26 protein-coding genes, 1 pseudogene and 1 riboswitch are annotated in these 24,995 nt (G+C 42.0%); of the genes and pseudogenes, 22 read left to right on the forward strand and 5 right to left on the reverse strand.

The window, feature by feature from the left end:
- The first annotated feature begins 64 nt into the window (after nucleotides 1–64).
- The 4 genes from WQ57_RS05090 (at nucleotide 65) to WQ57_RS05100 (ending at nucleotide 3,429) form a co-directional block, all read left to right on the forward strand.
- Nucleotides 65–1,624: a BCCT family transporter gene (locus WQ57_RS05090; protein ID WP_046522641.1), complete on the forward strand. Its 1,560-nt coding sequence runs from the start codon at nucleotides 65–67 to the stop codon at nucleotides 1,622–1,624.
- 25 nt (nucleotides 1,625–1,649) lie between these two features.
- On the forward strand, nucleotides 1,650–1,817 hold the full coding sequence (locus tag WQ57_RS26505) for a hypothetical protein (protein WP_156183052.1): 168 nt from the start codon (nucleotides 1,650–1,652) through the stop codon (nucleotides 1,815–1,817).
- Nucleotides 1,795–2,760 carry an acetyl esterase gene (aes, locus tag WQ57_RS05095; protein ID WP_241481483.1) on the forward strand — a complete coding sequence of 322 codons (966 nt, stop codon included), beginning with the start codon at nucleotides 1,795–1,797 and terminating at the stop codon, nucleotides 2,758–2,760. The genes WQ57_RS26505 and aes overlap by 23 nt, the downstream gene beginning before the upstream one ends.
- Before the next feature lie 234 nt (nucleotides 2,761–2,994).
- Entirely contained in the window at nucleotides 2,995–3,429 is a 435-nt protein-coding gene (locus WQ57_RS05100; protein WP_046522643.1) for a hypothetical protein, read from the forward strand.
- Between the two features lie 48 nt (nucleotides 3,430–3,477).
- On the opposite strand, the gene WQ57_RS05105 is transcribed toward WQ57_RS05100, so the two are convergent.
- Together WQ57_RS05105 and pdxR are read right to left on the reverse strand one after the other, a co-directional pair.
- Nucleotides 3,478–4,632, reverse strand: coding sequence for an MGDG synthase family glycosyltransferase (locus tag WQ57_RS05105; protein WP_046522644.1), 1,155 nt, complete (start codon nucleotides 4,630–4,632; stop codon nucleotides 3,478–3,480).
- Between the two features lie 199 nt (nucleotides 4,633–4,831).
- Nucleotides 4,832–6,280 (reverse strand): annotated as a pseudogene (gene pdxR / locus WQ57_RS05110) (MocR-like pyridoxine biosynthesis transcription factor PdxR).
- Nucleotides 6,281–6,416: 136 nt separating this feature from the next.
- On the opposite strand from pdxR, the gene WQ57_RS05115 reads away from it, so the two are divergent.
- The 5 genes from WQ57_RS05115 to WQ57_RS05135 all read left to right on the forward strand — a co-directional run bounded on the left by WQ57_RS05115 (nucleotide 6,417) and on the right by WQ57_RS05135 (nucleotide 9,828).
- The gene (locus tag WQ57_RS05115; protein ID WP_046522645.1) at nucleotides 6,417–7,034 is read left to right on the forward strand and encodes a LysE/ArgO family amino acid transporter; all 618 of its coding nucleotides are present in this window, start codon (nucleotides 6,417–6,419) and stop codon (nucleotides 7,032–7,034) included.
- A gap of 229 nt (nucleotides 7,035–7,263) precedes the next feature.
- Nucleotides 7,264–7,713, forward strand: coding sequence for an SgcJ/EcaC family oxidoreductase (locus WQ57_RS05120; RefSeq protein ID WP_046522646.1), 450 nt, complete (start codon nucleotides 7,264–7,266; stop codon nucleotides 7,711–7,713).
- A gap of 139 nt (nucleotides 7,714–7,852) precedes the next feature.
- Entirely contained in the window at nucleotides 7,853–8,251 is a 399-nt protein-coding gene (locus tag WQ57_RS05125) for a VOC family protein (protein ID WP_046522752.1), read from the forward strand.
- Nucleotides 8,252–8,495: 244 nt separating this feature from the next.
- A complete protein-coding gene (locus tag WQ57_RS05130) occupies nucleotides 8,496–8,843 on the forward strand; it encodes a PadR family transcriptional regulator (protein WP_046522647.1) in 348 nt (115 codons plus the stop codon).
- A complete protein-coding gene (locus WQ57_RS05135) occupies nucleotides 8,830–9,828 on the forward strand; it encodes an HAAS signaling domain-containing protein (RefSeq protein WP_046522648.1) in 999 nt (332 codons plus the stop codon). Before WQ57_RS05130 ends, WQ57_RS05135 begins: the two co-directional genes overlap by 14 nt.
- Nucleotides 9,829–9,888: 60 nt before the next feature.
- On the opposite strand, the gene WQ57_RS05140 is transcribed toward WQ57_RS05135, so the two are convergent.
- Nucleotides 9,889–10,515 carry a LysE family translocator gene (locus WQ57_RS05140; protein WP_046522649.1) on the reverse strand — a complete coding sequence of 209 codons (627 nt, stop codon included), beginning with the start codon at nucleotides 10,513–10,515 and terminating at the stop codon, nucleotides 9,889–9,891.
- Between the two features lie 141 nt (nucleotides 10,516–10,656).
- Entirely contained in the window at nucleotides 10,657–11,331 is a 675-nt protein-coding gene (locus WQ57_RS05145) for an MEDS domain-containing protein (protein WP_064537339.1), read from the reverse strand.
- 238 nt (nucleotides 11,332–11,569) lie between these two features.
- Between WQ57_RS05145 and WQ57_RS05150 the strand changes: the two genes are divergently transcribed.
- The 12 genes from WQ57_RS05150 to WQ57_RS05215 all read left to right on the forward strand — a co-directional run bounded on the left by WQ57_RS05150 (nucleotide 11,570) and on the right by WQ57_RS05215 (nucleotide 23,351).
- The gene (locus WQ57_RS05150) at nucleotides 11,570–12,550 is read left to right on the forward strand and encodes an NAD(P)-dependent alcohol dehydrogenase (protein WP_046522650.1); all 981 of its coding nucleotides are present in this window, start codon (nucleotides 11,570–11,572) and stop codon (nucleotides 12,548–12,550) included.
- A gap of 30 nt (nucleotides 12,551–12,580) precedes the next feature.
- The gene (locus WQ57_RS05155; RefSeq protein WP_046522651.1) at nucleotides 12,581–13,768 is read left to right on the forward strand and encodes an MFS transporter; all 1,188 of its coding nucleotides are present in this window, start codon (nucleotides 12,581–12,583) and stop codon (nucleotides 13,766–13,768) included.
- A 147-nt stretch (nucleotides 13,769–13,915) separates the two neighbouring features.
- Nucleotides 13,916–14,353, forward strand: a complete 438-nt coding sequence (locus tag WQ57_RS05160; protein WP_046522652.1) for a GNAT family N-acetyltransferase — start codon at nucleotides 13,916–13,918, stop codon at nucleotides 14,351–14,353.
- 457 nt (nucleotides 14,354–14,810) lie between these two features.
- The gene (locus WQ57_RS05165) at nucleotides 14,811–15,545 is read left to right on the forward strand and encodes an ABC transporter ATP-binding protein (protein WP_241481484.1); all 735 of its coding nucleotides are present in this window, start codon (nucleotides 14,811–14,813) and stop codon (nucleotides 15,543–15,545) included.
- Nucleotides 15,542–16,570 carry an ABC transporter permease gene (locus WQ57_RS05170; RefSeq protein ID WP_046522654.1) on the forward strand — a complete coding sequence of 343 codons (1,029 nt, stop codon included), beginning with the start codon at nucleotides 15,542–15,544 and terminating at the stop codon, nucleotides 16,568–16,570. The genes WQ57_RS05165 and WQ57_RS05170 overlap by 4 nt, the downstream gene beginning before the upstream one ends.
- 1,212 nt (nucleotides 16,571–17,782) lie before the next feature.
- A complete protein-coding gene (locus WQ57_RS05180; protein WP_046522656.1) occupies nucleotides 17,783–18,064 on the forward strand; it encodes a hypothetical protein in 282 nt (93 codons plus the stop codon).
- Between the two features lie 356 nt (nucleotides 18,065–18,420).
- Nucleotides 18,421–18,603, forward strand: coding sequence for a hypothetical protein (locus WQ57_RS05185; RefSeq protein ID WP_046522657.1), 183 nt, complete (start codon nucleotides 18,421–18,423; stop codon nucleotides 18,601–18,603).
- Between the two features lie 53 nt (nucleotides 18,604–18,656).
- Nucleotides 18,657–18,795, forward strand: a riboswitch (cyclic di-AMP (ydaO/yuaA leader).
- Between the two features lie 133 nt (nucleotides 18,796–18,928).
- On the forward strand, nucleotides 18,929–19,183 hold the full coding sequence (locus WQ57_RS05195) for a hypothetical protein (protein ID WP_156183053.1): 255 nt from the start codon (nucleotides 18,929–18,931) through the stop codon (nucleotides 19,181–19,183).
- Nucleotides 19,184–19,241: 58 nt separating this feature from the next.
- Nucleotides 19,242–20,159: a ketopantoate reductase family protein gene (locus WQ57_RS05200; protein WP_046522660.1), complete on the forward strand. Its 918-nt coding sequence runs from the start codon at nucleotides 19,242–19,244 to the stop codon at nucleotides 20,157–20,159.
- Between the two features lie 146 nt (nucleotides 20,160–20,305).
- Nucleotides 20,306–20,827, forward strand: coding sequence for a phosphatase PAP2 family protein (locus WQ57_RS05205; RefSeq protein WP_046522661.1), 522 nt, complete (start codon nucleotides 20,306–20,308; stop codon nucleotides 20,825–20,827).
- A gap of 573 nt (nucleotides 20,828–21,400) precedes the next feature.
- Entirely contained in the window at nucleotides 21,401–21,979 is a 579-nt protein-coding gene (locus WQ57_RS05210; RefSeq protein ID WP_052948647.1) for a thermonuclease family protein, read from the forward strand.
- Between the two features lie 103 nt (nucleotides 21,980–22,082).
- On the forward strand, nucleotides 22,083–23,351 hold the full coding sequence (locus tag WQ57_RS05215) for a mechanosensitive ion channel family protein (RefSeq protein ID WP_046522662.1): 1,269 nt from the start codon (nucleotides 22,083–22,085) through the stop codon (nucleotides 23,349–23,351).
- A gap of 109 nt (nucleotides 23,352–23,460) precedes the next feature.
- On the opposite strand, the gene WQ57_RS05220 is transcribed toward WQ57_RS05215, so the two are convergent.
- Nucleotides 23,461–23,952 carry a hypothetical protein gene (locus WQ57_RS05220; RefSeq protein WP_046522663.1) on the reverse strand — a complete coding sequence of 164 codons (492 nt, stop codon included), beginning with the start codon at nucleotides 23,950–23,952 and terminating at the stop codon, nucleotides 23,461–23,463.
- Nucleotides 23,953–24,198: 246 nt separating this feature from the next.
- On the opposite strand from WQ57_RS05220, the gene WQ57_RS05225 reads away from it, so the two are divergent.
- Complete coding sequence (locus tag WQ57_RS05225) at nucleotides 24,199–24,984, forward strand: inositol monophosphatase family protein (RefSeq protein WP_052948648.1); 786 nt, start codon at nucleotides 24,199–24,201, stop codon at nucleotides 24,982–24,984.
- Nucleotides 24,985–24,995 lie beyond the last annotated feature (11 nt).

Consider the following 24,995-nt stretch of genomic DNA (forward strand, 5'->3'; position numbering starts at 1 on the left):
AAATTAATATTCTGTATTTTCTGCCGACTGGAAATGTAGCACTTAAAATAAAGGAGTTGAAATTATGCAAGGAGAGACGGTCATAAAGAGTGTGGCGAAAAAACCAAAGATTTTCACCACTATGTTTCTTGTTTCAGCTGTGATTACTGCATTTTTTTCCATCTTTTCACTAATCAGTCCGAGTACATTGGCGAAAGTTATGACGTTTATCCAGTCATTGTTCGCCACCCAGTATGGATGGACCGCGATGTTAATTCCCGTATTATGCATGGGCTTTTTGGTTGCATTGGGAGTATCCAAATATGGGAAGATCGTCATCGGCGGGAAAGATGCAAAGCCAGACTACTCGGTTTTTTCATGGCTCGCAATGCTGTTTACATCATCAATTGGGATAGGAATCATTTATTTTGGCGTTAATGAACCACTATATGCGTATTATCTAGCACCAAACAGTACAGAGGCTCCTAATAAAATGGAAGCAGCCAGAGAAGCAATGGGGACGGCTCTTTACCATTGGGGTGTTTCCGTGTGGGCGATTTTCAGTGTGGTAGGTTTGGTCATGGCTTACTTTGTGACTAGACATAATATTCGTTATCTACCTGGCGATGTTATTGAAAAAAGCTTTGGCAGGAGGAAATGGGTACCGGTAACGAAACACTCGATGAATGTATTGGCAATCGTATGCTCAGCATTAACGATAGCCGCTACTATGGGGCTGGGAAGTGTGCAAATCTCTACCGGAATCACCAAAGTGATGGGCACCGGTCTTTCATTTGAGGGAATCCTGCCGTATCTTGTGCTAGTCATCCTGCTCATTGTCTGTTTCTTTGCAGCAACAACGAAGAAAGTCGGCCAGGGTATGCAGAAGCTTGGGGATTGGAATGTTTATTTAGCCATCGCTATCTTAATTTTTGCCATGTTATTTGGCCCAACCCGCTATATTTTAAATCAAGTTGTTCAACTGATGGGAACCTATATCGACCAGTTGATCCCAAGGAACTTCGATATGTTTTTATTCAGCAATGATCCTACCTACACAACCACATGGGATGTTGCCAATAATATGTGGTGGATATCATGGACACCCTTTATGGGGGTTTTCATTGCCTCTATTTCAAAAGGCAGGTCGATTCGCCAATTTGCCTTTGCTACGATGACGATACCAGTAATCTTTATGCTGTTTTGGCATGCTACCTTTGGAGGCATTGCGCTGCTGGATGCCGTTCTGGGAACCGGAAAGATCGCCAATCACGCAATGGAAAGCCCGGAAATGACGTTCTTCGCCATTCTGGAAACCATGCCATGGTCAAGTTTAACCTCCATTGCAACCATCGTCCTGCTCATTATGTTTATTTCAACCACTGTCACAAGTGCAGCCTTATCCTTAGCAAGGATGACAGATGCAGATGGAAAAGAAGCGGCCCCCGTCAGAAGTGCAGTATGGGTACTGCTCATTACCGTTATCGCACTGACGGGTATTTTCGCAACGACATTGGGTGGGAATGATGCCTTGAATGCCGTGAAATCCTTGGCTACTACCCTATCGTATCCTTACCTGTTTTTCTTTATCTTAATGATTACGGCATTCATTAAACAACTTCGTAAAGACAAACCTCAAGTATAAATTGTTGTGGAGGGGGAGGACCAAAATGGAACTGTATTATTTACAAGGCTGGGAGCTTGTTGCTGAAAAAGTATTGCAAGTAGGGATGCTGCTTTTTATTGTGTGGAACATAAAGTTATTATTATTCGAAAATGATGCAATCATTGATCAGGGCATTGAAGGAGACCACAATGATGGAAAAGAACAAAATTGATGCCTATAAAAGGATGACTCCTGATATGCTGGAGACGCTGGCCAAACAAAATGAACTTGTTCAAGAGGCATTCTCTACGGATGTAACGTTTGAACAAATGCGTGAAAACTATAATAAGGAAAGACAGTTTTGGAACGAAGGGGGGCCGGAACCTAACCAAACCATTGATTTAGAGGTAGAAGGACCATACGGACCCATTGCAGTCCGCTTTCATTACCCTAAGCGAAGAATTGGGAAAGGGGCCATTGTCTATATCCATGGCGGCGGATTTGTAGTGGGCAATCTTGATACACACAGTAAAATCATGCGGCTGCTAATGGAGGAAACAGAATCTGTGGTCATTGGAATAGACTATCATTTAGCACCGGAATATAAATATCCAACGCAAGTAGAAGAGTGTGCCTTCCTGGTAGAGTGGCTGCGGGAGCATTCAGAAGAATATGAGATTGATCCCAATGACATAGTACTTGCCGGTGATTCGGGTGGAGCCAATTTATCCTTAGCGACATCGCTCTATTTGAGGGATAAAAGGGATGAAGTTTCCTATATTCGTTGTTTACTTCTCTATTACGGCGGTTATGGACTAACCGATTCGAAATCGATGCGCTTGTTTGGCGGAGATTATGACGGGTTAAGCCGGAAGGACTTGCAGGCATATAGCAACATGTATATAGGTGAAGGAAAGACAGACCTGCGCTATTACGACTGTTTTTCCAATGACCTCACAAAAGGGGTCCCTCCCTGCTACATCGCATACGGAGATTTAGACCCGCTCCAGGATGACAGCAAACTGTTATACGAGATATTAACCTATAACAATATAAAAGCAGAATTAGAAGAATTTCAGGGTGTCATCCATGCGTTCCTGCATCATTCACGCATTCTCCCGGATTCCGTTGAGGCCATTCGAAAGGGAGCACAATTCTTTAAATCGCTAGCATAATGACTGTGTTTGGTACACCGGGGCAGGGCAATTTAATAATCTGCAAGTGATAATGATTAAACAGATGAGAAGTTAGGAAAGTAGTTCCAATGGGCCGTTTGGTGTTAGCAGCACCATCGGTCCTTTTATATTAGAAGCCTATTTACATTCGAATGCTCAATTTAGAAAAATGTATATTTCTGGATGAAACCATGATATAAAGAATCTAAACCAATTTTAAATAGGGGGATATGTATGAAGTACGGGGCCATCATCCCAGCCGTAATCCTTGATGTCGTTGCTGTTTATTGTGTTCATATGGCATTCACCCTGAATCAAGGGACCGCGCCTTTCATTCTTCGAATAATAGCCGCTTTAGTATTGGGGTATTTCGGCTATGTTTGTTATAGGGACTTTCAAAAAAACAGGGAAGCCCATGTAAGAAAATGGTGTGAAAAGGACCGTGAAAAGGGAGTTATTGTGTATGCCCTTATTCACGGGGTATTAGGTTACGGCATTCCTGTCGGGTATATCTCCTGGGTGCTGCAGACCGAATTTGAATATACTCAGGATCCATTGTGGTTTTCTGCGATTTTAACGTTGATTCCATTTTCACTTATGGGCGTTTGTTTTGGATGGTACACCTGGTCTCAATTAAAGAAAGATGCGGAAAAATTAGGACTGTGTTGAAAGAGGGCACACACAGTCCTTCTTAGGCAAGATTTTCAGGGCACAACCTTACTTCTCTATTAAAAGACGAAATTCTGCCTCTGTTTCGTAGTGGGCGACTTCCTGATTCAAAATGAATTTCAAAATGTCGTCTGCGGCTTTCTGATTTGAGAATGTTCGCTGGGATTGAATGATTTGCCTTAGTCTCTCGCCGTCATTGACCAGCAAATCTGATAACGAATCTTTAATGTCATCCGGATTTCTGCATATAATCCCCAAATGATTATTTTCCGCAAACTTCGGATTATCAGCTTCCTGTCCGGGCAGAGCACCAGTGATGACGAGTGGGGTGTTTGAGGCAACCGCCTCGTACATGACATTGGGACTTGCCCTAGTAAAAATAAGATCGGAATGGAGCATCAATTGATGGATATTCTCGGTAAAGCCATAGATATGAACCCTGTCTCCGTATCGCTTCTTTAACGAGAGTTCCAGGTTCGACTTCAGTTTCTCGTTTCGTCCTGCAACAATGCGGACATTGCAATCGAAATGATCCAGGAGATTTTTGGCGATTTTCTTCATGTTTCCCGCCCCTTCGCCGCCGCCCATCACCAGGCAGTTCAAGGGCGCAGTTGGAAGGGGCTCTGTTTTTTTGCTGCCGGTTTTCGGATAAAACCGGGAACGGACAGGCAAGCCGAAAACACCAATCTGGCTGGGAGGTATCCCATATTTTTCGAGGCACAATTGTTTAGCTTCCATGGTTGGACTAATGATAAAATCGGCTCTTTTATCTACCCATAGCGGGTAAATATTGACAAGGTCGGCAATAAGGATGACAAAGGGAATTTGAAGCTTCTTCTTCTCCATGATATTTAGTACAGAGCCTACAAAATTGGGATGGACAGACAAAATAATATCCGGCTGCAGCTCCTTTATGAGCGCCAGGAACCTTTCTTCAATCAAGGCCTCCACCAGATGGTCCACAATGGAAGGGGCCATAGCGGACAAATTCCATATCACATTCCATACTGATTCAGCTCTTCTCGTAATCGGGCCATAAGCCTTGCCGATCTTCTCCAAAGCCCTGCCACCCAGCGAAAATCCATCAACCACATGAATTTCGGCATGGCGGTATGCCCTTATTTTTTCAGATAAGGCTTCAGTTATGCTCTTGTGCCCATGTCCTGTGTGTTCTGAAGAAATGATAAGAATTTTTTTCGTCATTTTATCAGCCTCTCGTCTATGCCTTATATGACTGCATAATATCAGAAGCTCACGGGTTTTTTATCGTTTCTACAGAATCTTAATGCGAACTTTACATGGTTTTCCTGGAGCGAACAATACATTAACCAACTATACAGAAAGTACATATAAGCATGGAGAGACTACATTCCCACCAATCCCATTTCCTATACCACACTACTCAGATTAGCTTGCGTATTAGCATGGATAAACGGAAGAGACCATCCTCCAGATCTGAAAGGGATGCATAGGAATAGGAAATGCGTAAATATTGATCAGCCTGGTGATCGTAGACGTTACCAGGATTTAGCAATAAACCTTCTTCCAGGGCCAATTCAAAAAGTTTTCTTAAAGAAACGGACGGCAGTAAACACAGCCAAATATAAAATCCTCCACTTGGTTTTTCCCATGTTGCTAGGTCCGAAAAATGTTTATTCAACGTTTTTAAGGTAAAATCCCTTCGGATTCTAAGTTTATTTCGAATGTCAACAAGATGCTTTTGATAAAGTCCACTCGAAAACCATTCTGCTGCAGCATATTGCGATAAAGAACTGGAACCGTAGTCGGTCTGCATCTTAATATCGGCCAAGTGCCCGATAGCCGGCTCCGGACCGACAACCCACCCAATTCTAAGGCCAGGGCTCAAACTTTTGGACAAGCCTCCCAAATACAAAACAAGCCCGTTTTTGTCAAAAGCCTTTAGAGGTTTTGGCGGCTTTTCATCCAGCCATAATTCCCGGTACACGTCATCTTCCACGAGAGGCAATTGGGCTTTGCGGCAGATGTTCAACAATTCATTCCGTCTTTGGGCAGTCATTAAGGTCCCGGTAGGGTTGTGAAAGGAAGGAATGGTATAAAGCAGCGAGGCATTATGAAGCTTTTTAAGATCCGGAATAGGATCGACCTTGATTCCTTCCTTATCCATGGGGATGCCCGCCAATTTCATGCCCGCTGACTGAAAGACATGCAGGGATTGAAGGTACGATGGCTTTTCCGTCAGTACCGAGGAACCTTTATGCAATTATCCAACGCTAATGAGCTGCAAGGCTTGCAGGGCGCCGGAAACGATTAATATGGAAGAAGGGGAAGCGTGAATTCCAATGGTTTTTAAATAGCTGCTTATTTCCTGCCTTAGGGGCAGTAAACCTTTTGGTTCCTCATAGCCATAAGAAATATTTTTGGCGGATAGTGCTTCATAAACCTTTTTCATGGATGCCATGGGGAAAAGCTCGGGTGATAATTCTCCTGTCCCTAAACGAATGATGTCAGGAATGAATTCGGCCTGATTGATTTCTTGAATGGTAGGCAAATTTGGCTTATGAATTCCCGACTGAACATACGAACTCCAGTCAGGAGGAGGAGATGTCGCCAAAAGGTTCCATGTATTATTGACCACTCTTGTGCCGCTGCCGCCTTTCCCTTCGATCAGCCCCTCCGCCGCCAATTCTTCATAAGCCGCAACAATGGTACTCCGATTCACCTCAATTACTTTTGCCAGCGTCCGCTGGGGAGGAAGCTTATAGCCAATCGTCCATTCACCGTTCGTGATTTTCCCTTTAATAAAATCCGTGATTTGTTTGTGCAAGGGTACCGCCGAAGACTTATTGGGCTTCCAATTCATTAACTCCATACTTTGTTCTCCTTTTTTATGCATGTAAAAATATTATATATCTTGGTTGGTTCAGGAACCATCCAATTGGTTGGAGACAGGAGTTGAAATATCAACTAAAATAACACTATTGATTAAAAGAAAGGAAGAATTTCGAATGTTGGAGCCATTTATTCATGGATTCATCCTGGCACTGGGACTCATTCTGCCGCTTGGTGTTCAAAATGTATTTGTTTTTAACCAAGGGGCGCTTCAGCCACGCCTTGTTAAGGCACTGCCAGTCGTGATTACCGCTTCTGTGTGTGATACCCTTCTGATTCTGGTATCGGTTTTGGGTGTTTCGCTACTGGTCTTAGGGTCATTCTGGCTGAAAACAGTCCTTTTAGGATCAGGTTTTATTTTTTTGATCTACATGGGCTGGACCACCTGGAAAAGCAAAACAGGCGATGATAAAGATGAAGTATTGCGGAAGTTTTCGCTGAAGAAACAAGTACTCTTCGCAGCATCGGTCTCGCTGCTCAACCCGCATGCCATAATGGACACTGTAGGCGTAATCGGACCTAGCTCAATAAAATACGAGGGAGAGGAAAAGGCGATCTTTACCGTTGCCTGTATCCTTGTTTCATGGATTTGTTTTTTAGGGCTGGCCATCATGGGAAGAATAAGCGGGAAGCTCGATAAATCTGGTAGGTTTATGCTGATGTTGAATAAAATATCCGCTATCGTCATGTGGGGAGCAGCCGTTTATCTTGGGATTTCGCTGATTCAGCAATAGACGGGGTAGTAGTTGTCGAAAATGGCGGTGATTCGGACACGAGCCCAGGTTTTCGTTGGAGAGTTGTCCGAATGTAGGGATGATTCGGACACAATTCCTGGTTTCAATGAAGACATGTCGAAAAGTAAGGTTCAATCGTACTTGTATGTTGATTTTTCACCGGTTTTTAACAAACGGTTAATCAAAGATTTTCATTTAAATAAAATGATTTCCAAGGAGTAGTGAATAAATGGAGGATCAGCAATCAAAAGAAGTCCAGGCAGTTTATAAACAGCTAATAGAGGCCTGGAATAATCAAAATGCTCGCGGAATGGCAGATCTATTTGCAGAAAATGGTGAAAGCATTGGTTTTGATGGAAGCCAGTCTATTGGCAGGGAAGAGATATTTTCGCACCTGGATCCAATCTTTGAACACCATCAAACGGCCCAATTTGTCAGCAAGGTAAAAAATGTGCACCTTTTAAGTTCGAACGTCGTAATGATTAGAGCCATTGCCGGAATGATTCCGCCCCAGTCATCCGACCTTAACCCTAATGTAAATACGCATCACACTCTTATTTTAGTAAAAAAGGCTGGAAAATGGTATATCCAGCTATTTCAAAATACTCCTGCCCAGTTTCACGGCAGACCGGAATTAGTGGAACGTATGACAGAAGAGTTAAGGCAATTGTTAACATAACAAGGTTGTCTGAAGTGCCGCTATTTTGTTTGGCCAAATTTTTAAAGGGCGGTTAGAGAGGTTGATTTTGGGCCAATCTGTGTCATTATTAAATCAAAATCCTACATACTTTAATGAACGAAGGAGTCGATTTTTTGTGGTGAAAAAAGTTTCGACCTTTTTAATGTTTCAAGAGGCAAATGCAGAAGAGGCAATGAATTTTTATACTTCACTAATAGAGGATTCGGAAATTATTAGCATCACCCGGTATGGAGCGAATGAATCTGGAGACGAGGGAACGGTGATGCAGGCCACCTTCTCTTTAAAAGGGCAGGAATTCATGTGCATTGACAGCAATGTAAAGCACCAGTTTTCGTTTACCCCTTCATTCTCCATCTTTTTAACATGTGACACAGAAGAGGAGCTGGACAGCCTTTATGAGAAACTGCTCGAAGGCGGCCAGGCGCTTATGCCAATTGGCGATTATGGGTTCAGCAAGAAATTTGGCTGGATCAATGATCGCTTCGGAGTGTCTTGGCAATTGAATCTTCCGTTGTAAATCATTAGTTTTTTAAACCACAAGGTAATCAGTTAATCTCAAAAAGTGCACCAGAAAATGACAAACCATACATCATTTCCAAAGCCCAATTCCCTTCAGAAACAAAGGGAAATTGGGTTTTTCTTTTTAAAAACACTTAAAAAGGGCATTAAAATTTTATTGTTGTTGTATCCATTATAGTGTACGATACATAGTATAAACCATATAGTGTATGTCATATAGTATATAAAATTGAGGTGGGTGAATGAGTACTTTACTAAATTCATTAACGACAGAGCTAAGGAGAGGAACGTTGACATTAGCCGTTTTAAGTCAATTGCGAACACCCCAGTATGGATATTCCCTTGTTCAATTATTGGAATCATCAGGTATCAATATTGATCAAAGCACCTTATATCCTTTGCTTCGGCGTTTAGAAAAGCAAGAGCTAGTAACCAGCAGTTGGGATACATCGGAGAGCAGGCCGCGGAAGTATTATGTTTTAAGTGAATTCGGGCTGGAAATCTTTTTGCAGTTAAGAGAGGAATGGATCAGTAATTCGAAGATGCTTTATGGTTTATTAAAAGGGGATGGGGAAGATGAACTTGATTGAAGTGTATATTCATGAAGTCACTCGCAGGCTGCCTGAGAAAAGCCGTGCAGATATTGCTTTAGAGCTGCGTTCAACCATTGAGGATACATTGCCTGATGAGTATTCCGAGGAAGATGTTAAGACGGTCCTTGAAAAATTAGGGAATCCGGCAGCCTTAGCGAGCAGGTACCGGGATCAGCCTATGCATCTTATAGGTCCACGCTATTTTGATGTATATGTTTCGTTATTGAAAATGATTTTACCTATTGCCGCGGTAATCGCGCTGATTTCCATGTTTGCGGAATACTTCATTAGTTACAGCGGGGAAGAATCGATTGTAAATGTTGTTCTCACCATTTTAGGCAAAGGAATCGCGATGATCATCGAAGTGGGAATTCAAGTCTTCTTCTGGTTAACACTCACATTCGCTATTATAGAACGAACGGATAAAGGGATAGACCAGGTGCCCTTATCATCAAGCCTTAAAAAATGGACGGCAGATGATTTGAAAAACATCGCATATATTCCTAAGAAAAAAGCGATTTCAAAGTGCGAGGTTTTTGGAAGTTTAATGTGGACGGCGATTTGGGCGAGTCTTTATTTTTATGCGGATCATCTTATGGGAATTTATACAAACAGCGGAGAGGGGCTTGAATTCGTCATTCCAGCATTAAATCAGGAAGTTTTGCTTAGGTATTGGCCCATCGTGATCGTAATCATCGCGCTCGAAATAGGCTTAGCTCTCTACAAACTATTCAAAGGCCAGTGGACGACTAAAATGGCCATCGTTAATACGGTTCTTGAGCTTTTCGCAACACTTGCATTCATTGTTATACTAACCAATCCCAACTTAATGAACCAGGAATTTATAACCTACATGAGTGATTTATTTACGACAACAACCAAGCAATTTGAAATCTGGTTCATTGGCGGCGTGATCATTATCTTTATTCTAACTGCGGCCTTGAATATATTTGACGGGTTTCGTAAGGATCGAATCCATTAATTTTCTCATAAAAAATAAGACCCTGGATCTTAAAAATCCGGGGTCTTTTCGTATGGTAATCTAATGTTGAGCCTTTTCAAGAGCCAATTTAATGCCAAAACCGATGAGAATCGTGCCTGTGATTCCTTCAATCATATTTTGTGTTCTAGGCTTCTTCATAAAAGCACTAATCTGATCAATCAGATAGACATAAAGGAAAAACCATACGGCCGTTAATACTGTATATGTGAGGCCCATTATAAAAAACGGAACAAAATTATTGCTTCCTGATTCCACAAACTGAGGCAAAAAGGTTAAGAAAAAGACAGCGACTTTCGGGTTTAGGAGATTGGTAAGAAAGCCTTGTTTAAAACAAGATGTATTTGCGAACCTGCTTTTTGTGTTCGTCTCAACTGCTGGTTGACCCTTCTTCATTGTCCATAATGTCTTGGCCCCCAAATAAATTAAGTAAACGGCACCAACGTATTTGAAGACAGAAAATAAGAACGAGGATTTTACAATGATGGCTGAAAGTCCCAATACTGCAGCAGAAGTATGGATAAGAAGGGCGCAGCAAGTTCCTAGAGCTGTTTTAAGTCCACCGGCTCTCCCCAAGCTGACAGTGTTTTTGGTCGCGATGGCCGTATCGGGGCCGGGTAAAATAATAAGAAAGATGCACATTATGACAAACAGATAAAAATTTTCCACTTTATTACCCCCTTATAAGATAAGTTATAAGTTTGCAATTCTTATATTGTATTATAAATAATTGGTGTTTAGTTGAATATAGAAATTTGTTATCGTATTAATTACAAAAAAATAAAGGAAGAAACCATTAGGCTTCCTCCTTCAATGCCACTTCTTAGCGAGTGTTTTGTAATATTCTTCCCTGAGAGCTCTTCTATCCAGCAGCTGCTGGATTCTTTTTTGGTTAGCTTCTGACACCGATCTTTCTGGTGTATTGTCCTGGTCATTTAAAAGAAAATTGTGATGACTTATAAGGCTCCCCTTAAGTTCTTCACTGACCCTATCCGAATCGTAGGCACAAACAGAGAGAAGTTTTTTGTCATTTACAATGATACCAGCTTCTTTTTCAGAGTTTGATAATTTTTTATGCACTTCAGCCTCATCTCCCCATTCTACGTGAGCCCAGCTTCGGACAGAAAATCCTTCCTCTGAATAACCTTCAATTAATTTGGGGAGATATTCGAAGATGGAATTACATCGAAAATCTCCCTTAACATAATAAAAATCATAATTATTGATAATCATCACTTTATTTAGTTGGTCTTTGCTCAACAGGGATGCAAAACTTTTTTTCAACATTAGATTTATCCGATCATTTTCTATTATTAGGGAATATTGATTCTGTTCCAAACCGCACATAACAAATTCTGCTACATTTTTTATATACTTTTCTATGTTCTCGAAAATATATAATATATGTCCCTCGGTAAGGTTTTTAAGGTGATTGACCGTTTCAAAATGCGTTTTCTCCAACACAGCACCCCATTCTACTATCAACGAATTACTTCCTCTTAAGCCAGTAAAAAAACTTCCCTCCGTTATTTGGGAGAAGTATAGCAAAAAGGTATCCTTAAATACCTTTTAGCTACATATATATTCAAGCATATCATTGATTTTAAGAAAATGTATGAAAATTTTGTCATATTAAGTGATGCTTTAAAAAAGGTTTACTATCGGTCTATTCATTCGTAATATTCGTATCATAGTAAGGATAAAACGAATTTGAGGTGGATAAATGAAAGCCATTGTGTACACAAGGTACGGCTCCCCTGATGTTCTAGAATCGAAACAGGTTGAAAAACCTATTCCAAAAGACAATGAAATCTTAGTTAAAGTAAAAGCCACAACCGTGACTGTGGCAGATATTCGGGCACGGAGTTTTACAGTTCCTCCAGCCTTTTGGCTGCCTGCACGATTAACACTTGGTTTGAGAAAACCAAAAAAAGAGATATTAGGAATGGAGTTAGCTGGAGAAGTGGAGCTGGTTGGTAAAAAGGTTAAAAGGTTTAAGCAAGGAGATCAAATTTTTGCAGCTTCCTTGACTGGATTTGGTGCTTATGCTGAATATAAGTGTTTGGAGGAAGATGGACCTGTAGCTATTAAGCCTTCCAATATCACCTACGGAGAAGCCGCTGCCATCCCTATTGGAGCTCGTACAGCCTGGTATTTTCTTAGGAAAGCAGGCGTAAAGAAGGGACAATCGATTTTAGTGTATGGAGCTTCTGGAAGTGTAGGAAGTTATGCAGTTCAAATTGCCAAATATTTTGGAGCGAAGGTTACGGGAGTATGCAGTACCACGAATTTGGAATTAGTAAAATCCCTGGGAGCTGACAAGGTAATTGATTATACAGCAGAGGATTTTTCCAGGACAGACGAAACATATGATGTCATCTTTGAAGCGGTAAACAAGAGCTCTTTCTCAGCTTGCATGAAAGCGTTAAAGAACAACGGCACTTATATAAATGTAACTGAACCGCTGCCAAGTGCTCAAATGTGGTGGACAAAATTGACAAGCAGCAAAAAACTTTTATTAAGCCGCAATTCACCTGAAACTTCAGAAGCATTAAACCTCCTTAAAGAACTTGTAGAAAAGGGGAAGTTAAAGCCAGTCATTGACAGATATTATGCGTTTGACGAGATAGTGGAAGCTCATCGATATGTCGAGAAAGGACACAAGAAAGGAAATGTAGTGATAAATATAGAAGATAATAACTAATATAAGAAAGTATTATTTGAAGGGGGTATCATGATTCAAGGTTCATGGCGTGCGTTACTTTGGATTGGTTTGGCTGAATTATTTGCATTAAGCCTGTGGTTTAGCGCTTCGGTTATAGCACCCGAACTCATTCAAGTATGGAATCTTAGCTCCAGCTCGGAAGCGTGGTTGTCTGCTTCTGTTCCACTCGGTTTTGTCATAGGTGCATTAATCAGTTCCTATTTTGGGATTGCAGATCGTTTTAATCCCCGAAAGGTTCTTGCACTTTCAGCATTTTTAGGGGCACTAGTGAATGTCTTGCTGATACTGGTAAATCATGCATTTTTCGGTATCCTGCTTAGAATCTTAACTGGTGCGGCACTCGCTGGTGTATACCCGACAGCTGTGAAAATTTTATCGCAATGGTTCCCGAAAAAACGGGGGCTTGCCATTGGAATCTTAATAGCCGCATTAACTCTAGGTTCCTCTTTGCCACATTTTATAGTTATCTTCTCTTCTTCTTTGAACTGGCAATTAGTGATTATATGCAGTTCCATATTGGCACTATTGGCAGCAATCATTGTGAATTGGGTTTTAGAAGATGCTCCGGTAATACCGAAAAAGCTGCCTTTCTCATTTAAATTACTAAAAAAGGTCGTATCCAATAAACCAGTAATGCTTGCGAACTACGGCTATTTTGGGCATATGTGGGAATTGTATGCGATGTGGACGTGGATCCCGATTTTCTTGACTGCTAGTTTTACAAGCTATACACCCGGAATTTCTCCTTGGTTCATAGCCTTAGCCTCTTTTATGACAATCGGAATTGCAGGGGGAATTGGCTGTGTGATAGGTGGGTTTGTTTCCGATAAAATCGGAAGAGCGAACCTGACGATCATTTCCATGGTGATCAGTGGTATTTGCTGTATTTTGATTGGTTTTACTTTTGGTCAAAATATTTGGCTCACTCTTCTCCTCTCGATCATTTGGGGCATGTCTGTCATCTCGGATTCTGCCCAGTTCTCCGCCGCTGTTTCCGAAGTTGCAGAGGTGGAGTATGTAGGAACAGCCCTGACTTTTCAAATGTGCATTGGTTTCCTTATCACCATATTCTCGATCAACCTGATCCCGTTTATTCAAAAAATGATTGGCTGGGAATGGGTCTTTGCCTGTTTAGCAATCGGGCCGATTCTTGGAATCGTATCCATGTTAAGATATAAACGCCATGAACTTAGGTGAGTGCATGGCCATTGGTTGAACATTTTTAAAAGGGTTAAGCTTTAATTGTTATTCTTACTGTTCCGAAAAACCTGCAGGGCTGAGCTTATCAGAGGTTAATTGTTTATTGAAATTAGTGGAGCGAAATAAACAGAATGAGGGGTTTACTTGATTAGAAAAATCGACATTCGCAATAGCAAATACGCTGAAGCTGTTTTAAAGATTCAAATACCATCCTATAAAGTAGAGGCGGAAATAATTGGTTCGTATGAAATACCAGCACTAAAGGATACCATTTATACTTTGCAACATTGCGGAGAGACTTTCTTTGGTTATTATGTAAATGAAGAATTATGCGGAGTAATATCTGTAAAAGCAGACGATGAATATGTTGATATACATAGATTAATTATACATCCAAACCATTTCAGAAAAGGAATTGCCCAGCTGCTTTTAAATTTCATAGAAAGTAAGTTCAAGGCTGAGACAATAAAAGTAGCGACAGGTTCTAAAAATATCCCAGCAGTTCGTTTATATGAAAAAAATGGATTTCGAAACATGAAAGAAGTCATTATAAATGAAAAAACTATCCTTAACCTTTTTTGAAAAGAAAAGGTAATTATCTCAGTTGTAGTAAGGGGGGGAACCTGCACAGCAGCTGTTCCAGCTTCTCTATGGTTGGGGTCGAATCTGCATGGTTAAAAGAACAATTAGAGAAATTGAGAGAGGTTTTATAATCATAAATGAGCACTCCTCATTCGATTTGAATCAATCATACATCTAAGAGAGGCTATTTTTGACAATATTCCTTGGATTTGGTGTGATTTTCTTCATTGGCATACCTGCCGGTGTATCAGATAATACGAGTACTCGTATTGAAAATTCATTTAATGCTGGTTAGGACTAATATAATGCTGGTAAGTGGAGATTTATTGCTTGTAAGCGGAGCTATAATGCGAGTACTAGGTTTATAGCAGCGAATTTATTGCTAGTAATAGAATTAAATTTACGATGTTTCAGCGTTTAAACCGAGTACTCGCATTAAAACGAGTTAGGGGGAACCATGATGGATATCGTAGTCTCGCATGTCAGTAAACGTTTTGTTCAAAAGCAAGTCATAAAAGATGTCACATTTGCGATTCCGGCAGGAGAGATTTGTTGTTTGCTTGGCCCTTCCGGTTCGGGTAAAACAACATTGATACGCCTGATGATTGGTGCCATTCCTGCGGATCAGGGGACGATTGAAATTGGCGGCGTGCAAATTCCCAACATGAACATGCTGGAGAAGATAGGATTCATGCCGCAGAATGATGCGCTATATGACGATTTATCCGCAGAAGCCAATTTACGTTTCTTTGGCGGGCTTTACCATATGGAAAAAGTCAAACTGGAAAAGCGTATCAATGAAGTGCTTGCCATGGTGGATTTAAAAGAGCATGAGAAGAAGCTGGTGAAGAACTTCTCTGGCGGCATGAAAAAGCGGCTTTCACTTGCAGTTGCAATATTGCACTCCCCCGAAATCCTGTTCCTGGATGAACCAACAGCAGGCATCGACCCGGTTCTGCGGCGTAAGATATGGGAGCAATTTCAGGATATTAAAAATGCTGGGACAACCATCATTGTATCCACGCATGTGATGGATGAGGTGACAGAGTGCGATAAGGCCGCCCTCATTTATAACGGCTCATTGATTGAATATGATTCGGTGACAAATCTGCTTCAAAAAACGCAAAACGGCCGGGTAGAGGAGCTGTTTTTCAGTGCTTCGAGTAATTCGATGGGTGGTGCTTCACAATGATCCATTTGGCAAAACGCGTCATACGTCAAACCTTAAACGACAAACGAAGTGTGATGATGATTTTTGTTGCTCCTCTCCTGATCTTGACGCTGGTTTATTTTTTATTGGGAGATTCCGATTATGTTTCAACAGTTGGAATCGAAAAGGATGCCATGCCAGGTCCTCTCGTTTCTGCATTGGAAGAACAGGACTTGCATGTGGTAGAGTTAACAAGCGATGATGCCCAACAGGCCAAAGAGTATCTGAAGGATCATCAACAGGTTGACGCGATAATCAGCTTTTCACAAAATTCGGGCATGACGATTACGATGTACGAACCCTCTACTAAAGGATCAAAGGCTGTCAGGGAAATCCAAGCGGCCATGGCTTCCCTTAATCCTGCCGCAAAAGTGAATCTATCCTATGTATACGGAACACAGGACCAGTCAATGTTTGATTCCCTTGGGTATGTATTCCTTGCCTTATTCTCGTTCTTCCTCGTGTTTATCATTTCCGGGATGGCACTTGTGAGAGAGCGAAGCGGCGGAACATTGGAACGGTTATTGATGACGCCGATTAAACGAGGGGAAGTCATACTTGGCTACACGGCAGGATTTGGGGTATTTGCCGTCATCCAAGCCATCCTCATCGTTCTTTATTCCATCTTTGTCCTGAAATTAAGCTCCGTGGGAAACATAGGGTGGGTATTGCTCACGATGGTTTTGCTAGCGGTGACAGCTGTTTCATTTGGAGCGGCTATTTCCGTTTTTGCCAGTTCAGAACTGCAAGTGGTCCAGATGATTCCATTTACCATCATTCCCCAAGTGTTTTTTTCCGGACTGATACCTTTGGACTTGATACCTTATCATCTCGGAAACTTGTCCTATATCATGCCCATTTATTACGGGGCAGCAGCCATTAAAGGCGTCATGGTATACGGCGACGGCTTCCTCCAAATCTGGGGTTATCTCCTTGGCTTAATCTTATATTCCTTTCTGTTATACCTATTGAATACACAAGCATTGAAGAAATTCAGGAAACTGTAGAGCAGGGGGAAGGTTCTCGTGCTTCGTTTTTGGTATTCTGGAGCCGTTCAATGTACTGATAAAATTGGAAAGTGAAGCAGAATCTGACAAACGGTCCTCCATTGGGTGAATGGAGGACGAAAAGTGAAGCTTAATTCGAAAAACGGGCCTCCATCAGGTGAATGGGCGACCAAAAGTGAAGCGGAATCTGAAAAATGGTCCTCCATCAGGTGATAGACTCATTTACTTTTAAGAAACTTTTTATCTATTAACTCGTATTCTAATTAAATCCAAAAACGCAATGGAGGAGAAGGCTGTGTTCGGTGAGAAACCCACATGTAATGTTTGCAGAAAAGAAATCAAAGGAAATGACGTTGTGTATGTAAAAATGCGCTACCCAAGCTATAAAGGGATGACGGAGATAACAGCTTATTTAAAAAATGAAGGCAGCTTTCTATGCGAGGATTGTTTCAATAATAAAACGAAGCGGTAGGCTGCTAGGTTTGATAGTAGTTTTTTATACAATAAAAGGGGAGGGACCTTCAAGCTTTCATTCCGCCGCTATGCCTGTTGCTTGCCATACTCTTTGATGTTCCCACCACAGCGGCCCTAAGCCTTTTGGTAACAGCCGGCATTCTAAACTTCAGCATGTCTCCCTTTTATCTTGAATTAACAAGCAAAGAAGAAGCCCTGTGGTAGAGCAGGGGGACGGTTCTCCTGCATCATAGCTAAGAATAATGCAGGAAAACCGCTTGATGAAAAAGAACGTACGTTTGTGCTCTATGATATAATAAAGAAGCAATAGAATAGGAAACTCAAGGGTGGTCAGCTCATCCCCAAGCGAAAGGGGGTGGTGCTGTGACGGTATTCGAAGCATTAATGTTTGCATGTACTTTTGCAAGCTTAATCATTGCGATCCTGTTGTTTAACCACAGAAAATAATCCACCCTTGAGCTTGACGGCCAGGTGGATTATTCCCAACATTGTGCTGTCCCCCTAGAAGGGAATTTCTATTGCACTGACCGTATGGTGTTACCAGCACCAACGGTCTTTTTTAATATATGTGCTTTAATGACTATATTATACCCTAAACCAAAATCAATGAAAACAATAAACCTTTGACTCGGTAGAGCGACCGGTTGGTTCTCCTGCATCATTTCAGAACATGTAAGGAAAAAAATGACATCCACGCGCCCATTAAAATGGTAATATTATCATTGGGGGGATGAAAGGATGAAAAAATACAGTATTGGATCCATAAGCCTGATGCTTATAGGAATAATCTTATTCGGGGTCAATTGGATGACCGGGATATTTTACGAGCCTATTGTCCTTTTGGGTCTTATTTCTATTTTAGTTGGAGTGGTCTTAAGTTTTGCGGCTATTGCCAAACAGGAGAAAGGAAATTTAAAGTTCATATCGATCATTTCTTTCTTTGTTGTGCTGGCAATCATCACTTGGTTTGAACCTTTTCAGATTGTCCGCATGCTTACATGGCTCAAAAATATCAGTTGATTTAAAACTAAGCAGAGAGAAAAAACCTGACATTCGGCCCTATAAGAGTTCCATGGCACATCTGTTGCCAATCCAGCTATGGTCTTAAAAAGAAGAGGGAAAATAAGGAAGGGACTCTTGGGCTGTCATTGTGATATATTTGTCACAAAGTTCTAATGAACAAAAGACAAAAATGGGTTACAATGTTATATGTGAGGAACATCAATAGGGACGAACTTACTTCCTGCAGGCTTGCTCCTCATGTTCATTGACTGATAGGAAGGGGAGAGGGCAACCGGCTTATACGTCAATTTGGAAACGATCGGCTTACTCATTGGATAATTATGTGAAAAAACGAACAAAGCGAGGGAACATTTATGTGGGTAATTAGTGTGTATGAAAAAAACGATATTCATATGTTTGAATTCGATAATCAAGAAGAGGCAAAAGAATCTTTCAAGAAACTAAAAGGGAACAAAGTTCTTAGCGAGGTCATTTACTATAACGACTTTGATTCAAAAGAAATCGAAGAAGCGTATGTAAACGCAAAAGTTTCTTAAAAGAGATAATCCTTTTTTCACTTACTTACTACCAACCATAAAAAAGTTTCCAAATTTCTAAATCGCCGAAACCATAGAGTGCGGGGGAACCATCTGGGTTGAAAAATCCAAGGGGTGAATCCTTTTGTAAAGGTAGGGCTACTCATGGCCCGAATCCGACAGCTAACCTCGTAAGCGTTATAGAGAAGGAAGGTGGAGCTTATGGCATCCATGGAAAGTGTGTCTGCAATTCATTTAATAAAATGAACTTGCAGACACTTTTTTTATTTCAGGGATTAGTATATTCAGTTGACGAGATTTTAGCAGAAAAACTGGACTGGAAGGATTGGCGCAAAAAGCTAGAGTGAAGTGGAGGGAAATTGCGCCAACAGCCCTAATTGACGCAATAACGAGCGGCAAGTGGAAGAAAATTACGCCAACAGCCCTTATTGGCGCAAAACACGAGCGGCAAGTTGAAGAAATTACGCCAACAGCCTTTATTGGCGCAAAAAACAAAAGGCAAGTGCAAGAAAACTGCGCCAACGGCAATTGGTGGAGCACAGTTCCTCTTGGCTCAATAGACAAGCAACTTACTCCCTGAAGGAAATCTTCCCTTTATGATAGAATGGAAGAAAAGTGTCAAAGGGAGAAGAAGGAACATGGAGATCAAGACAGTTTCAATCATCGGTTTGGGTGCATTGGGCATTTTATACGCGCACCATCTATCCAAGCATATGCCAAAGGAGAATCTGCGTATCATTGCGGACGAGGAAAGAATCAAGCGGTATGAAACAGAGGGCATTTACTGTAATGGAGAGCGGTGCGATTTTACGTACATAACCCCTGAAACACCGTGTGATCCAGCGGATTTAATTCTTTTCACCGTTAAATACGATGGCTTAAAAGAGGCCGTCCAGTCTGTAAAAAATCATGTTGGCGAATCTACAGTGATGCTGTCAGCATTAAATGGGATCACAAGCGAGGCTGTCATTGGCGAGGTATACGGAATGGACAAGGTCCTCTATTGTGTCGCTCAGGGAATGGACGCAGTGAAAGCCGGAAATCAGCTAACATACGAGAATATGGGTATGCTCTGCTTTGGCGACAGGGAGCCCGGTGCCGCATCGGGTCAGGTGAAAAGAGTTGCCGCATTTTTTAATGAAGTGAACGTGCCCCACGAAATTGTCCCAGACATGTACAGGAAATTATGGAGCAAATTTATGCTGAACGTTGGGGTCAATCAAACGGTCGCGGTTTACCAAGGTCATTACGGTGATATCCATCGAGAAGGTCCGGCAAGGGAAATGATGATTGCTGCGATGAAAGAAGTTATGCTTTTATCGGAAAAAGAGGGAATTCATTTAACGGAAGCTGACATCAATTACTGGCTGGACGTCCTCGATACCCTGAGTCCGGAAGGGAAGCCATCGATGGCACAGGATGTGGATGCAAAGCGCCATAGTGAAGTAGAACTATTCGCTGGCACCGTCTTAAAATTAGGGAAGAAACACGGCATCACCACACCCGTCAATCAGGAGCTATATGAAAAAATAAAATCCATGGAAGAAAGCTACTAAACACAAAAAAGCTCATTCGGCCTGAATGAGCTTTTTTATTGTCAGTAAACCCTTTTCGAAACTCCCCTGCATTCTTTACATCGGCTTAATATGCACTAAGTATTTGAACTATATAATGAGCATAAAAACATGACGAGGTGAAGAGATTGAAAAGGGGAGTAGACCTGTATCAGCTTGAATGTCATTTGTTTTACTTGATCAACCATCATTATGACCGTAAAAGGTGGAATTCCTTTTTTCACTTTTACACGCATGCAGGAGGAGCGAGATTTACCATTGGAGTCACTCTTTGCGTACTTCTGTCCTCGCTTTTATACGCGCATCAGCTTGGGCTGCAAATGGCGGCCGCACTTGCTGCCAGTCATCTGCCCGTAGCGCTGATGAAGAAATGTTATCCGCGGAAGCGGCCATACCTTGTGTTATCTGAAACGAAAGTGAGTGATAACCCCCTGAGTGACCATTCCTTTCCTTCCGGGCATACAACCGCTATTTTTTCGATTGTCACACCGGTTGTGATCCAGCTGCCGCTGCTTGGCGCACTGCTACTGCCGGTTGCCTTTTTAGTCGGGGTATCGAGAATTTTCCTGGGATTGCACTATCCATCCGATGTCCTCGTCGGGGTCATCCTTGGAACCCTGGCAGGAATAGTTTCGGTCCTTTTGATTTAGAGCATGGGGACGGTTCTTCTGCCTCATTGGCATACAAATACAAAGGGATTTCATTCATCGTTAGAGGGAATCGATCATACGTTCGTTATGTGGTATAATAAAAAAGTAATAGAATAGGAATCTCAAGGGTGGTCAGCTCATCCCCGCATGAAGGGGGGTGGTGCTGTGACGGTGTTCGAAGCATTAATGTTTGCGTGTACCTTTGCAAGCTTAATCATTGCCATTCTGTCTTTTAACCACAGAAAATAATCCACCCTTGAGCTTGGCCGCTTAGGTGGATTATTCCCAAGAATAAGCTGTCCCCCTTGTAGGGAACATTCTATTGCACTGGCCGCGTGGTGTTCCAGCACCACCGGTCTTTTTTAATATATGTGCTTAATTGACTTTATTATACCCGAAACAAAAGATAATGAAAACTATAACATCGGACCACTTTTTCACCCACCCTTCAGCCACAAAGGCGAAGCATCCTACCCCTGTCACGATCATTAATAATCCTCCCGTCCTCCAGATTAAAATTTCTATATATAAAAGATGAAGACAAGAAGTTCAATTAAGGGGGAGAATTGAATCATGCCAGCACACAGTGGTTTTAACACGACTGCTACAACCGATTTACCAGGAAATCCTCGGTCAGGAGAACATCCCTGGACGAAGAATAGCCTAAATGATCATCCTTTGAGAAAGCCGATTGAGCTGCCTTCTTTTCAAACCGCAACCGTCCGGCGGGCAATTGACGGTGACACGATTGAACTGACCAGCCGAAAAAGGGTGCGGCTAATTGGTATCAACACCCCTGAATCAACCTATAAAATGGAAACATTCGGACAGGAAGCGAAAGACTTTACAGAGGAAAAACTGGGAGGAAGAGCCATCTGGCTGCAAAGAGACGTATCGGAATATGACCGGTACGGAAGGCTGCTCCGGTATGTGTGGCTGGAGCTGCCGTGGGAACAAAATTTGGAATACCAAATCCGGACGAAAATGTTCAATGCCCACTTGATTTTAAATGGCTATGCAGAACTTTCCGCCTTTCCGCCGGATGTATTATACAGCTTTTATTTCAGGCAATTTGCCTGGGAAGCCCGAAGGAATAAAGTCGGCCTATGGGGTTTTGGTGGGAGGGGTTCCACATATTTACAAATTTACTGATGAACCAGGAATACAAGGGATGAATGTTAACAAAGTAGGATTGACAGTTCCATGCTTTACCCTTAAAGTTGCTTATGATGCAAATTAAAACGGAGGCGAATCAATGCAATTCATTAACAACCTGCTTCTGGATATGGAATTGGATCCTATTGTAGTAAAATATCTTTCGGCTACCATCAAGGTTTTGCTAATAGGACTTCTCTGTATCATAGCAAACTTTATCTCAAAGAGAATCGTCATAAGAGTCATTACTCGTGTCGTGATGAACTCCAAAGTCAAGTGGGGGAAAATGATCCTCGACAGGCAAGTTTTTCGAAAGCTGTCCCATATTGTTCCGGCGATCATTATTTATTCGTTTGCTTCAACCTTTCCAAACTATCAAAGTGTCATTGAGAAATTGGCTGTTACCTATATCATTATTGTGGGGTTAGTGTTTATTCAAAGTTTACTAAATGCCATAAATGATATTTATAAAACTTTTGAGATTTCAAAGGTTAAGCCTATTAAAGGATATATCCAGGTAATTAACATCATTTTCATGACGATCGGGATCATTTTAATGATTTCGAATCTTATTGGGGAAAGTCCTCTTATCCTATTAAGCGGTATCGGTGCCCTCTCGGCCGTTTTGATGCTGGTCTTCAAGGATTCGTTACTGGGCCTAGTGGCGGGAATCCAGTTGACGGGCAATGATATGGTCCGGGTTGGTGACTGGATCGAGATGCCAAAATACGGAGCAGACGGGGATGTCATCGATATTTCTTTAAATACCGTACAGGTCCAAAATTTTGATAAAACAATTACGATGATTCCAAGCTATGCCCTTATTTCCGATTCTTTTATCAACTGGAGGGGGATGCAAAGCTCGGGCGGCCGTCGACTCAAGCGCTCCTTGTATATTGATACAAGCTCAATCAAGTTTTGTACCGAGGAGATGATCGACAAATTCATCAAGGTTCATTACCTTTCCGACTACATTATCCAAAAGGAAAGGGAAATTGCCGAGTATAATGCCAAAAATCAAATCAATAGGGACAATCCTGTGAATGGCAGGGCCCTTACCAATATTGGGGTTTTTAGAGCGTATATCAGCAATTACCTTAAAAATCACGAAGGAATCCACAAGAATATGACCTTAATGGTCAGACAGCTGGAACCAAGTGAACACGGGCTGCCGATTGAAATCTATGCCTTTACCAATTCTGTCGAGTGGGCCGTGTATGAAACCGTGCAATCCGATATCTTTGACCATCTATTTGCCGTTGCACCGGAGTTTGGACTCAGAGTATTCCAGAATCCATCCGGTGCTGATTTAAGAACGTTCGCAGAAGAATCAAGCAGCAAAGCCCTGGTCGGGGAAAGAAGCTACTAAAAATAAAAAACAAAACCGGCTGTGTGAAATCCACAGCCGGTTTTTGCTTTTTCAAATGGCTAACCCATTTCCATGATTATTTACAAACAAGAATACCCTTTAATAACCCTTAACACAAAACGATTATTCTATAGGGGGTGGTTCGAGCGGGTATACTTTTTGTGGCAGATCCATAGATCACAATCAAATTCCGGTTCGCTGGATTTCTTGAAAATGCTTGCCCATTGGTTAATAACACTTTAGTGAATGGGGATATATCCAACCGTAATCGTCCATCACTGCTTACCAATTGACTATTAAAATAATCTACTTTTACATTCTGAAACGGGCTATCTTTAACCATAACGAGTGCGCGGTATTGTGGAGGGTAAATTAACAGGGCAGGTGCATCTCCGTCATAATATCCGGTCACCCGATCTCCAACTGATACCATTGCATGGTCTACAAAATATGTGGAGGGTGACACCACAAAATTGACGATGGCTCCCAATCCGTTTTGTACAGAAATTAACTTATAACAGCCTTCTCCCACACCAGCTTGCCCCGTAATAAAGTCACTAATCGAAGTGACAGTCCCATGAAAAGAATAAAAATTTGTCATACAATACCTCCATCGGTTGAAACAGATAGTATCTTAAAGGAATTACTTTGTGTACCCTATGTAGGGAAATACATAAATGACATTGTTTGCCTAATAAATGTCACATTTAGTTATGTATTGAATCTCGGTGGGCTCCATCATAATGCAACTACCAATTGCTGCAACACGAAAGGCAGCTTATAATAAAAGGTTAGTGCTATGATAAAATGAGGTAAAAAGGAATTCACACGGAAGGAAGAGGAGAAAATGTATCAAGATTATCTATCATTTGCGATAGACCTGGGGAAGGAAGCAGGGGAGTTTATCAAGCCGTTTGCCGGCAAGGCCGGCGGGGAGACACTGAAGGCGGCTAAGGACTTCGTTACGGAGATGGACCTGAAGGTGGAGGCGCTGATCATTGACCGGATAGCAACGAAGTATCCCGACCATCGGATTTTCAGTGAAGAAGCCGGAGCCATAGGCGCCAAAAGTGACTTTGAATGGGTGATCGACCCAATCGATGGGACGATAAATTACAGCATGGGAGTGCCTTTATATGGTGTGTCCATTGCATTGACCCATAAGAATGAACCTGTGGTCGCCGTGATCTCATTGCCTGGGCTGAACGAAGTCTTCTGGGCCACAAAAGGCGGCGGGGCCTATAAGGATGGCGAGCGTGTTTCAGTGCGTGATGCCAGCCTTGCGGAATCCTTCATTTCCCACAGCGACTTTGCCAAAGACGGCAATAAAGACACGAATGTCCAGCGTCTTGACACGCTCGGTAAAATTGTGAATGATGTCTATCGGGTGCGCATTATTGGAACGGCTGCCGTGACACTATCCTACATTGCAGCAGGCCGGCTTGATGCCGCGATTTACACAAGTCCGGAATATTACGACGTGGCAGCCGGCGAACTGCTCATCACCGAAGCCGGTGGAATAAAAGGCGGTGCAGGACCATACACCATCTTTGGCCAAAAACAGGCCGTGAATGGACTCGAGCGTCTCCTCGGAGAAATCAAGCAGGGGGACGGTTCCGCTGCCTTAAAATAGTGAAGCAGTAG

This window comes from Mesobacillus campisalis, from assembly GCF_000986785.1.
In the GTDB taxonomy this organism is placed as follows: Bacteria; Bacillota; Bacilli; order Bacillales; family Cytobacillaceae; genus Mesobacillus_B; species Mesobacillus_B campisalis.